The sequence below is a fragment of the Puniceibacterium antarcticum genome (assembly GCF_002760615.1).
GTDB lineage: Bacteria > Pseudomonadota > Alphaproteobacteria > Rhodobacterales > Rhodobacteraceae > Puniceibacterium > Puniceibacterium antarcticum.
Window position 1 is genome coordinate 1 of the sequence record NZ_AWWI01000122.1, and the last position, 11,554, is coordinate 11,554.

The following is an 11,554-nucleotide window of genomic DNA, read 5'->3' on the forward strand; positions in this document are numbered from 1 at the left end:
GGGCGGGGCTGGCGGATGGGCCCCCTAGGACAGGTGGGTCGCCCGGTGGTGAGGGCGGCATTGCCGCGTCCCTGCGGGCCGCGGGGGAAGCGGACACCAAGGCTGCCTGAGACTGAATGCGACGTAAGTATATAATTGACAGATCGGTATATTATCGTAAGGTGGGGGCAGCCTTGGTGGAAGGTGGCAGGAAATAGGGGGTCTTTCTTCCGCATGTCCCGAACAAAACGCCTGACAGAGATCGAGAAGATGCAGATCGTCCGCGAGGCCGCGGAGGGTGTGTCGACGACCGCTCTGGCGACGCAGTTCGGGGTGACGGCACGGGCCGTGCGGTACGTCCTGAAAGCTGATGTCGAACGCCAGACGGACACGGGCGTTCCTGTTTCTGCGGTCAGTGTGAAGGTGACCACCGCCGAGCTCGCAGCCCTTGACGCGGTGCTGGCGACAGCCGGGATCGAGAGCCGGGCCGAGGGGCTGCGGCGGCTCATTCAGGCGGCGGGTGGCGTGTTCGTTCCGGACGCGCAGATGGCAGCAGAGATGGCGCGCTACCGCGCCTCTCTGCACGAGGTTGGCAATGGGGTCGCGCAGATCGCCAAGCAGATGACGCTGGCCAACCGGCAAGGGCAGGGGGCCGGGGGAGGCACGAGTGCCGAGTTCACCGAATTGCGCCTTGCCCAGATGCGCGGGTTGGCGCGGTTCATCCTGGATTCCGCTGACGAGATCGATCTGCTCCTGCGGCGCCGTCGGGACGCGATGCAGCTGGAGGCCACGGCCGCGCTGAGGGAGTTTGCGCATGCGGCTGAATGATGCCGTCCATGCCGTCACGGGCGAGGTCTTCCGGGATGGCTGGAGCCGCGTCCGGGGCTCGATGCAAGGTCTGCATGTCGCCAAGCAGACCCAGCTTACCCGCGCGGCAGCAGGGCATCGGCCAGCGGTCTTCAAGGCGATCCGGGGCGGGGGCACGCATACCAAATCGCAGCTCGCAAACCAGCTCGATTACCTCACCACCAAGTCCACCCATATCGTCGACAGTAGCGGCTTCCTGGATGGCAAGGCGAAACTCGAGGCGGGTGACATCAAGGACCTGACCGAGCGCTTTGCCAAGCGCTGGGATGCGGGCTTCAGGCCCAAGCTGGGCCAGACCACCCACATGCTCATGTCATTCCCCATCGGCACGCGCGGGGAGGATGTGCGCGACATCGCAACCGATGTGGCCGAGCGGTTCTTCCAGACTGACGCGGGGCATTTCGACTACATCATCGCGGTGCATGAGGACCGCGATCACCCCCATGCGCATCTGGTGCTGAACCGCCGCTCGCAGGAAGGCGAGTTCTTCTTTCTGGGGCGCAACCACCGCTTCAACTACGACGATTTCCGCCTCGCCATGGTCGAGGAGGCGGAGAAGTACGGCGTGCGGCTGGAGGCCACGCGCCGGGTGGATCGCGGGGTTGTGCATTACCCGGCCCGCACAAGCGAGATCTATGCGGCGAAAGAAGAGGGTCGCGCGCCCCGCGAGCGGGAACGCGTTGGGACCGACCTAGCCCGGACGCTGGCGGAAATCGCCAACACCAGAACCGTCTACCATTCGCTTGCCGCGGAGGCCTCCCGGGAGGCCCGCGAGGATATTGCCGCGGCACTCTTCCGCGCGGGCGAGGTGCTGGCGCGCGGCGGGCAGGTGGACCGAACAGGAGATGTGTATATGGCCGAGGATCAGAGTTTCGAGGATCTGAGAAGCCTCTATGCGGAGAAGCTGGCGCGGGTGCAGGGCATGATCGCCGAGAAGTCCGACGCGGAACGTCCCGTGCTGGAAAAGCGCCTCATCGAGATCCAGACGCAGGTCCAGCACATGCAGCCCTTGGGGCTGCGCTCAGGCTCACTGTCAGAGACCCCCTCGGAGGGCGGGATCTATTCCGAAGCCAATATCGACGCCAGCCAGCGCGAGCGACTGGCCGAGCCCGACCTGAGATCGCGCATTGACGCGGCACTACGGGGCACCGGGATCAGCACATCGGAAGTGGTGGCCCGGATCGAGACGGGCGCCTCAAATGCAGCGCTCGAGCATCAATGGATCGCCAATGATCTCGCCAAGGTGGCCGAGGCGCGGGATCTGAACCTCGAGCGCCGCGCCGATCTGGAACAGGCGCGCGACATTCTCAACGATGTGCATGTCGCGCTCGGCACGCTGCTGGAACGCGAACAGGTGCTGCGCCGGGATGGTGTCATGGAAGCGGAACCGGACAGCGAGCGGTTCCATTATCATGAGGGCGCGGTCCGGGCGATGGAAGGGACAATCCGTCAGGAGATGCGCGCAGACGACCTGACAGCGCAGCAGATCGAGGACCGGGATTGGGAGGTTGTATCGCGAGCGGAGCGCCGGATCGAGACGGAGCAGCGCGCGTATCTCGAGGCACACCCGGAGCTGCTTGCACGCCCTGGCGATGTGATGGACCGGTCTGAGCCCTACAGGGAGACCATCACCGATGCGGCCCGCGCCAGCGAGATCACCCGAGAAGTCGACCGGATCATGGAGGGACGCGACCTCCGCACGCCCGTTGCAGATGCTGTCACGGATGACTTGCGCGCGCGCTATCCGGACATGCCGTCCCACCTCGCCCGCGGGCTCGGCGCGACCTATGCGGCCGTCGTCGAGATCCGCGACACGGAGGTCATCAATCAGGTCCGCCGCGAAAACGAGTTGCGCGAGGGGCTTGGGGTTGGCACGCGCGACGCACTCCTCGCAGCCCGCGGTGAAACTGCTTCGCAGTCTGGCCGTGCCGACCGCCTAGCAGACGAGATTGCGCGTGTCCTGGACCATGAGCGGGCCGGGGAATTGTCCGCGCCCTTCGAGACCGAGGCGGAGCGGGACGCCTTTCGCGACGAGATCGCGCGGGTGCTGGACGTTCGCCAACTCGATCGGCTCACATCCGGCGATGCCGATGCGCTGGACAAGGTTCTCGAGGACCGCCTCGACCGGCTCTATGTCGCCAAGGTCTATCTGCAATCGGATGCAGCAACGGCCAACACGGAGGCCTTGCGCCAGGTGGTCGATGATCTTGCCGACACCGAATATGAAAAACACCGCACCGCTGACGTGGATGGCGAGACCGAGCGGGGTCAGGTCCATTGAGCGCCTCCACGGGAAAAGCGCGGATCGCAACAGGGGTCTTGCTGGTGACGCTGGTGACCGCCGCCATGGGCTATACCATCGCCTCGGCGGTGCTGACCTACCAGGATCTCGGCTTCGGGGCCGAGATCGACTTTGCCTATATCGCGCAGAACTACATGGCGATCCTCGATCGCCGCCCGGAGGACGCCCAACTTATTCACCTGATCATCGGCAGCTTCGCCGCCGCCGGCCTCATGCTGAGCCTCGCCCTCTCGGGGTCGGCCCTGACACGCTTTGGCCAGACCCATTGGCAGAGCGCGCGCGAGATGAAGGCCAATGGGTTCTTCGGGGCGCCCGGCACCGGGTTCATCCTCGGCAAGCTGGGGCCGCCGGGCTCCCGCGCCAGCTACATCTGCTCCAAGGTCTTCCCCCATGCGCTGATCGTGGCGCCCACGGGCCGCGGCAAGACCACGGGCTTCGTCATTCCGAACCTGTTGACCTGGCAAGGCTCCGCCGTGACGCTCGATGTGAAGGGCGAGTGTTTCGAGGCCACGGCCCGGCACCGCGCATCTCAAGGCGACAAGGTCTATCGCTTTGCCCCCACCGATTGGGAGGGCAAGCGCACGCATCGCTACAACCCGCTCCTGCGCATCTATCAACTGAAAGATCCCGCGCGGCAACAGATGGAACTGCAGCTTCTGGCGACGCTCTTCCTGCAAAGCGACAATGACCGGGTGCAGGGCCTGCTCAAAGGCGGGATCGATCTCTTCGTGGCGGCAGGTCTGCTGGCGTTCCAGCGCAAGCGCCCCACCTTGGGCGAGATCTATCGCATCGCGGCCTCCGGAGGGAACAAGCAGAAGGAATACTTCGCGCGGGGCCATGAGGTCGACAACAGGGCCGCCAAGCTGATCTTCACCCGGCTGGCCTCGACCAACAACGACACGCTGACCTCATACGTCTCGCTCCTGATGACCTCGGGGCTCGATCAATGGCAGAACCCGGCCATCGACGAGGCGACGGCGGTCTCGGACTTTGATTTCCGGACGATCCGCAAGAAGCCCTTTTCGGTCTATCTCGTGGTCCAGCCGCTGATGGTGAAGCCGCTCGCGCCGCTGATCCGGCTCTTTTTCTCCGACCTCCTTTCCGCCATGCAGGAAAAAGATCCCGGGCCCGACGAGCCGTGGCCCGTGATGATCATGCTCGACGAGTTCAACCGCCTAGGCAAGATGCCCATCGTGGTCGAAAGCATCGAGACCCTGCGCACCTATCGCGGTCACCTCGCTGTGGTCACCCAAACCATCCCCGCCCTCGATGAAATCTATGGCGAGAACACCCGCCGCGCGCTGCAAGGCAACGCGGGCGTGAAGCTCTACCTGACGCCTTCGGATGAAAAAACCGTCGAAGAGCTGAGCAAGGCGGTTGGCAAGACCACGAAGACCGTTATCACGCGGTCCCAGTCCATCGGCAAGAACCCCTTCGAGGGCCGCAGCCAATCCACACGGACCGAAGAAAGCTCGCTGTTACCCGAAGATGAGGCGCGCCGCCTGCCGCTCGACGAAATCGTCATGGTCATCGATGCGCAAATGCCGGTCCGTGCAAAGCGGATCCAGTACTTCGACGATCGGCTGTTCAAGGCGATCCATGCGGCGCAGACGGGCGAGCTGCCGTTTCCGGAGCCGGGGGGAGGGGGGCCGCAAGGCAGTCTGCCGCTGAGTGTGCGCGCTATGCCGATGACTCCGCCTTCGAATGGACCAAGTGGACCTGACGCCGTCGTGGAAAACTCAGCTCAGGCTTCTGGGGGTCAACTGTCACGACAAACTGACGGCGTTCCAAAGAAAACCGCGCCCGTCGTTCAAGCCGTTATCGCCGAGGAACAGCGACAGATGGAGATGGATTTTGCCTCTCAGGTGTCCTCTGATGATCTGGCAAAGGAGGTGGGTGACGAGCAGGTGAGGACCGCTGTGGATGGCCTGGGCGCGCTAGAGTCGGCTATGAAAGATGGGCCTTAAGACGTCTAGTGATTTTGTGGAGGGATGTTTTCTTGAAAAATGGGAATGAGGAATGAAATTTTGGTGCAATGAGAACAGTATGGCAACATTTGCAGTCGCCCGAAATCGTGGTAAGCGGGAAAAGCCATCAGAAAATGGGGTTACTGTGGCTCATTGTGTTTTTTGTTTGAGCGCTAATCGGCGGATGACGGAGTAAAGCTTACACCATGTATTACCTTGATGGCCTCGCCAGCTGGCCAATGCGTCCGGAAGCCAAGGACGTTCTTATTGAGGCGCTGGCTCAACCCGGAAACGCGAACTCCAATCACGTTGCAGGCTGGCAGGCTAACCGCCTCTACGAAAAAGGAAGGAGGGCCGTTGCGACCCTCATCGGTGCTGCGCCAAACGAGATCTTCATTACCTCGGGCGCTACTGAGGCAAACGCGCTCGCGATCATAGGGACTTCGCGCGCCGTTGCAGAACAGTTTCCGCACAGAAACAAAATCATTCTGTCCGCGCTGGAACACGACGCGGTTCGACGTCCTGCGGAAGCACTGCGCGAGTTGGGCTTCGAGGTCCTGATGTGTCCTGTCGGCATAAATGGTTCGATTTGCCTGGAAAGTCTCGAGGCTCTTTTGGGCGAGACCACACTGCTCGTCAGCACAATGCTTGCAAGCAATTTAACGGGTGTAATCCAACCAATTGAAAAGATAAGTGAAATGGCGCATGCCGTCGGCGCGCTCATGCATGTCGATGCTGCTCAGGCCGCGGGCAAGCATCCGATCGACGTATTCGATCTCGGTGCCGATTACCTCAGCCTGTCGGCTCATAAATTTGGGGGACCACAGGGTGTCGGTGCACTTTTTGTGGCCGCCAACGCCCCAAAGCCAACCGAGCTGACATCCGCAAGACAGTTGGAAGAGCATCTGAGCGGAACGCAACCAGCCGCGTTAGTTGCGGCAATGGGCCGTGCAGCCGAGATATCGGCTCAGAATATGGCGCGAGAGTCTGTCCACAGTAGGGGTCTGATATCCCTGTTCGAGGAGCAACTCTCTGGCGACGGCTTGCGTGTGGAACGGCTTTTCCCATCAAGTCCGGCGGTTCCTGGAGCTGCCGCATTCATAGTCGACACGCCGGCGAGCTCAGATCTGATCGACAGTCTGAACACCAAAGTATGTCTTTCGAACGCGTCTGCCTGCCATTCCGGTTCATTGCAGCCTTCGCCGGTTCTTTCCGCGCTGCATCTCACTCATGACGAGCAGAAACGCTTCCTGCGTATAGGTGTCGGGTGGTGGCTTTCTGAAGACGATATTGGCTCGGCGACGGCGATCATGGTCGGCGCTGTGGAGAAAGTCCTCCTTGCTACTGGTGAGCTTCACCAGTAGCATGGGCTTATGGCCGATGTATTTGACAATTGGTCCGGCAAACCGCAATTCGCCGGGCACGAAACATTCCCGCTGCGCATCCTTTGGTTGCGCAAAGCATATGACGCGGTTCGCGGTGGCGCCCCGCTGACGGTATTCAAGGACGACGAAGCCATCTCCCGGTTCGGCGTTGGCCGAAACATGGCTGTTTCAATGCGATTTTGGGCGCAAGCCGCGGAAGTTATCCAACTCGACGGCAAGGAGTTAAAGCCTGACAATTTGGGTGACCTGCTCTTCGGCGAGAACGGATTTGACCCTTTTCTGGAGCATCCGACCTCTCTGTGGCTCATCCATTGGAAGCTTGCATCGGTGCCGGAGCACACCACAACTTTCTACTATTGTTTCAACGGGTTATTTGGCCACGAGTTTCGATCGACAGATTTGGTGGATGTCATCGAGAAGTTGATCGAGCAAAAGGGATGGCGTGGTGCTCACAAGACTATCCAGAACGACGTCACGGTCTTTCTGCGGAGCTACTGCAGCCGACCGAGCGGGGCGATGGATGACGCTGCGGAACCCTTGCTGGCTGAACTGGCATTGGTCCAGGAGACCGGCTCGAGCGGATGGTACGAATTCTCGATTGGCCCAAAGCCGAACCTTCACGACGCCCTGTTCGCCTACGCATTGGATGCCTACTGGACTCGCGCGCACGACAACCGCGCGACGCTCGCCGCAGAAATGATCTGCCACGACGCCGGCAGTCCCGGCCGGGTGTTTAAGATGGACGAAGACAGCGTCATCGAACGGCTGATGCGGATCGACGAAAGCACTGGTGGCGCTTTCGTCTGGACCGATACGGCAGGCCTGCGACAAGTCCAACGGAATCGGCGTCCTGACTTGGATGCTCTGCTGCAAAGCGCGTTTGGCGAGATTGCGCGCCGCGGAAAGGCTGTATGACATGGCGCGTGAAACGCTCTCAGACAAAGTCAGACTGAACGGCCGGTTCGTACGAAGCGCGCGGATCGACATGGATCTGACCGGCACGCCGCCCCTTCAAGGTTATGTGCTCCAAGCCAGTACCGAAAAATTGCTCCTCGCGATGGCCGCATCGCTATCGGAGGGAGCACAAAGTGCTTTTACCTGGACAGGACCCTACGGCGGCGGCAAGTCGAGTACCGCACTGCTTTTGGGTAACCTGGTTGCCGGTTCCAAAGAGGGAAGGTCTCTCGCTCGGAAGATCGCCGGTCCGAAGCTGTCAAAGGCAATTGAGAAAGCCTTTGATCCCGGCTTGGGTGGTTGGAGCGTTATTCCGGTTACCGGAAGCCGTGTTAGCCTGAGACAGGCCATCGCCGAGAAGATGGCAGAGCGATACGGGTGGACACGCGCAAAAAAGGACCGCGCGACAAAAAGCGATGGCCAACTCGTCCAAGACATATCTGATCACGCAAGTCAGGGACCAATTATTCTGGTTCTGGATGAACTGGGAAAGTTCCTCGAAGCCGCGGCCGATAAAGACCACGATGCGCACCTCCTGCAGGATCTGGCTGAGATAAGTGCCAGAAGCGAAGGCCGTTTCGTTGTGATCGGAATCTTGCATCAGGCTTTTGAGGCATATGCGGACAAGCTCGCTTCGAGCGCCCGTCTCGAATGGGCGAAGATCCAGGGGCGGTTTCAGGATCTCTCCTTCCTTTCCGCAAGTGATGAAACGGTCAGGCTGCTCGGGCGGGCGATCGATACGGATAATATCCCTAGCACAGCGGAAGCGCAGGCCAAAAGCTTGGCCAAAATCGTCGGTTCAAATCGACCAACGGACGAAGAGGAGCTGACCGAGGCGCTTTCGCAGACCTGGCCTTTGAACCCGATTTGCGCGTTGTTGCTCGGCGGCATCACGCGCCGAAGTTTCGGTCAGAACGAGCGTAGCATCTTCGGATTCTTGGCGTCCGAAGAACCTGGGGGGTTTCGTGAGTTCCTGAAGTCCACATCGGCGACGTCAGGGGAAACCTTCGGCCCCGATCGTCTTTGGGACTATCTTCAAACGAACTTTGGTCTTGCTCTTGCGGCTGGTCCGTTGGGGTTTCAAATGACGCTCGCGGCGGAGGCAATCGAGAAAGCGAACGTGCTCGGAACCGACCTTCACGTTAGGCTGACGAAATCTGCCGCACTCATTGAGATATTCAAGAACGGGACTGGATTGGCCGTCGATCAAGACGCCCTTTTGATAGCAGTTCCGGAAAGCCACATCTCTGATATTACAGGGGCACTCGACGAGCTATGTGATTGGGGAGTCATGCTTCGCCAGAAGCGAGTGGGCGGGTATGCGCTGTTCTCCGGCAGTGATTTTGACCTCGATGCGGCTTTAGAGAGATTTGGCGGTCGGACGACCTCCTCCGATCTTTCCCAAGTCGCCGCAAAAGCGGGCTTCGACCACATTGTCGCTAAACGACATTACTTCGATTGCGGCGTGCTGCGGACCTTCGCGTTCCACGTAGAGTGCCTTGGGGACCAATTCGATCCAACTGAGTTCAAGCGCACAGTAGGTCGCAAGGCGTCATCCGCGAGTGGTGTCATGGTAATGGCTATCGCGCCCCAAGACGCGCGCTCACCGGACATCGAAGCGAAGATGGATGACATTGTTCGACTCCTGGAGGGCACGGGAATTGTGAGTGCAGTCTCTTTGGTCGGAGATGGGAAGCGGTTGATCGAAGATGCGGGCGACTTAGCGGCATTGTCTCAAGTTCAAAAGCATGTGCCGCAGATCGCAGGTGATAGGATCGCGCGGCGCGGAATTCGTGCGCGCGAAGCATTGCTGCGCAACCGCTCGAATGTCGAACTCCAGCGATTGATGTTGTCGAGCCAATGGCAAATCTTAGCAGCAAACGCCTCCGAGTTGGTGTTCTCCCTATCTGCCGCCGCATCGCGCCTGGCTGATGTTGCATATCATTCGACGCCAATCATCCACAGTGAATTGCTGCAAAAGGACAGGCCTTCCTCGAGCGCCGCGGCTGCTCTTCGAGCGCTTTGCCATGCTATGGTTCAGAGCCCCGACCAGAAGAGCCTTGGTTTCGTAGGGTTTCCCGCTGCATTCGGTCTCTACCTCACGACTCTTGCTCCGAATGGTTTACATCGAAAGACCAAGTCAGGTTATGGTTTTGCCGAGCCAGATTCGACCAAAATTGGCGTCTCCCTGAAGCCAGCCTGGAAGGTCTTGCACTCGAAGAAAGAGCAGTCGCTGGCGGATGTCTATGAGACTTGGCGGGGCGCGCCCATTGGTATGAAGTATGGTGTGATGCCGGTTTTGGCGCTCGCATTCATGCTTGCAAACCGGCAGAGCTATGCGGTCTACCAAGACGGTCGCTTTGTTGCAGCGCTCGATGACATCTTTGTCGACAGGATGCTTCAAGATCCTTCGGCCATCGTTTTGAGGCCAGCCGGACGTTCGGAACACCACCTAGCATTCCTCTCCCGTCTTGCAGAAGCGCTAAATCAATCTGATGCATCTGCACTGACCGTAGCAAGTGCAACCTTTCAGCGTATCGAGGCATTGAGCGACTTTGCCAAACGAACCAATCGCGTCTCGGCCGACACGCGGAAGATACGAGATGCGATACGGCATGCAGACGATCCGGAAACACTCCTTTTCGAAACGCTTCCCGGTTTGGATATCAAGGGTGATCTTGTAGATAAGACCATTGCGGCGATTGAAGAGTGTGAAGCGGCTTATGACGTCCTCGCCAAGGAATTGCGACACGCGCTGGCGCAATCCATCGGTGTTCCAAGTGACACATTTTTTGGAAGTTTTGAGCGTGCAAAGTCCATCAAGGGTTTAAGTTCTGACCTCAAGTTCGAGGCATTCGCGGCGCGTGTAGGGGAGCTTGAAGCAGGGGCCGGCGGCTTAGAGGCGGTGGCCGGAACCCTGCAACCGAAGCCCATGCGCGACTGGTCTGACCGTAACTGCGAAGGAGCTCTGTCTGAGGTCGCCAGGCTTGGGCGCCGTTTCAAGCAGGCCGAGGCCGTTGCGTTGATGCGCGACCGAAAATCGAACACGGAAGCAATAGCTCTCATTGTAGGTGTCGATCCCAAGCAGCCGCCAATCCTTCAGAGTTTCGAACTTAGCGAAAGCGAAAAAGTAGCTGCAAGCAAGCTTGCAGACCAAATCCTTCGGAGTCTTGACCAAAGTGAACATGGTCATGTGCTCTTGCTAGCGGCTCTCGCTCGGGCTGTTGCGGCGCTCACCGACAATATGGACAAGATCGAAGCATGACCAACGAACGACACATTCTCGGGATATCGGGCGGCCGCGATAGTGCGGCCTTGGCTGTCTATATGCGTCAAAACCACCCCGACATCGACATGGAGTACTTCTTCACCGACACAGGGAAGGAACTACCAGAGGTCTATGACTTTCTTAACAGGCTTGAGGGGTTCCTTGGCAAGCGGATCAATCGATTGAACCCGGATCGGGATTTCGATTTCTGGCTTGCCGAGTATGGGCATTTCCTACCGTCGGCCAAGACGCGTTGGTGCACACGACAGCTTAAGTTGAGGCCATTGAACCTATGGCTGCGTGACGACTTGGAGAAAGGCGTAGTCGTCCATTCCTACGTCGCGATTCGGGCCGATGAGCCAAATCGGTCTGGATACAAATCGCAGCATCCAAACATGTTGGTTCGCTTTCCACTTCGGGATGCCGGCATCGACAAGGCAGGTGTCGTCGGCTTGCTGAAAGACACTGACATCGGCGAGCCAGAATACTACCGCTGGCGGTCTCGGTCAGGATGCACCTTCTGCTTCTTCCAACAGAAGATAGAATGGGTGCGTTTGATGGAAGAGCATCCTGAAGCATTTGAAGAAGCCCGCGCCTATGAGAAAACGGCTGAGGAACACGGCTCCCCCTTCACCTGGAGCGATGGTGAAAGTCTAGACGACCTCGCCAAACCTGAACGTGTTGAGGCGATCAAGGCGGATTACGAAAAGCGCCGGGCCCGCGCCATGCGCGCCGTGCGACCCAACCCACTGTCAGCGCGCTCCGAGCCGTCGATCGACGAGATTTTTGGTGTCTCTGAGGGAAATTCATGTGTTATTTGCCACAAATAGTA

7 protein-coding genes are annotated in these 11,554 nt (G+C 59.5%); all 7 read left to right on the forward strand.

All coding sequences use genetic code 11. The features are described 5' to 3' along the window. Window positions 1-213 precede the first annotated feature (213 nt). The 7 genes from P775_RS18910 to P775_RS18940 all read left to right on the forward strand — a co-directional run bounded on the left by P775_RS18910 (window position 214) and on the right by P775_RS18940 (window position 11,552). Window positions 214-807 carry a helix-turn-helix domain-containing protein gene (locus P775_RS18910; RefSeq protein ID WP_099912463.1) on the forward strand — a complete coding sequence of 198 codons (594 nt, stop codon included), beginning with the start codon at window positions 214-216 and terminating at the stop codon, window positions 805-807. After that, window positions 794-3,127, forward strand: a complete 2,334-nt coding sequence (locus P775_RS18915; RefSeq protein WP_099912464.1) for a relaxase/mobilization nuclease domain-containing protein — start codon at window positions 794-796, stop codon at window positions 3,125-3,127. The genes P775_RS18910 and P775_RS18915 overlap by 14 nt, the downstream gene beginning before the upstream one ends. 65 nt (window positions 3,128-3,192) lie before the next feature. Further along, the gene (locus P775_RS18920; RefSeq protein ID WP_099912504.1) at window positions 3,193-5,115 is read left to right on the forward strand and encodes a type IV secretory system conjugative DNA transfer family protein; all 1,923 of its coding nucleotides are present in this window, start codon (window positions 3,193-3,195) and stop codon (window positions 5,113-5,115) included. 206 nt (window positions 5,116-5,321) lie between these two features. Beyond that, window positions 5,322-6,479 (forward strand): cysteine desulfurase family protein, encoded by a 1,158-nt coding sequence (locus P775_RS18925; protein WP_099912465.1) that lies wholly within the window; start codon window positions 5,322-5,324, stop codon window positions 6,477-6,479. A 9-nt stretch (window positions 6,480-6,488) separates the two neighbouring features. Next, window positions 6,489-7,415: a DUF4007 family protein gene (locus tag P775_RS18930; protein WP_099912466.1), complete on the forward strand. Its 927-nt coding sequence runs from the start codon at window positions 6,489-6,491 to the stop codon at window positions 7,413-7,415. A 1-nt stretch (window position 7,416) separates the two neighbouring features. Beyond that, entirely contained in the window at window positions 7,417-10,719 is a 3,303-nt protein-coding gene (locus tag P775_RS18935; protein WP_099912467.1) for an ATP-binding protein, read from the forward strand. Continuing rightward, a complete protein-coding gene (locus P775_RS18940; RefSeq protein WP_099912468.1) occupies window positions 10,716-11,552 on the forward strand; it encodes a phosphoadenosine phosphosulfate reductase family protein in 837 nt (278 codons plus the stop codon). The genes P775_RS18935 and P775_RS18940 overlap by 4 nt, the downstream gene beginning before the upstream one ends. Window positions 11,553-11,554 lie beyond the last annotated feature (2 nt).

Excerpts from the sequence above, each read along its gene's own strand:
- P775_RS18935 (WP_099912467.1), top strand. The coding sequence starts at position 7,417 with ATGGCGCGTGAAACGCTCTCAGACAAAGTCAGACTGAACGGCCGGTTC.
- P775_RS18920 (WP_099912504.1), top strand. The coding sequence starts at position 3,193 with ATGGGCTATACCATCGCCTCGGCGGTGCTGACCTACCAGGATCTCGGC.
- P775_RS18930 (WP_099912466.1), top strand. The coding sequence starts at position 6,489 with ATGGCCGATGTATTTGACAATTGGTCCGGCAAACCGCAATTCGCCGGG.
- P775_RS18910 (WP_099912463.1), top strand. The coding sequence starts at position 214 with ATGTCCCGAACAAAACGCCTGACAGAGATCGAGAAGATGCAGATCGTC.
- P775_RS18925 (WP_099912465.1), top strand. The coding sequence starts at position 5,322 with ATGTATTACCTTGATGGCCTCGCCAGCTGGCCAATGCGTCCGGAAGCC.
- P775_RS18940 (WP_099912468.1), top strand. The coding sequence starts at position 10,716 with ATGACCAACGAACGACACATTCTCGGGATATCGGGCGGCCGCGATAGT.
- P775_RS18915 (WP_099912464.1), top strand. The coding sequence starts at position 794 with ATGCGGCTGAATGATGCCGTCCATGCCGTCACGGGCGAGGTCTTCCGG.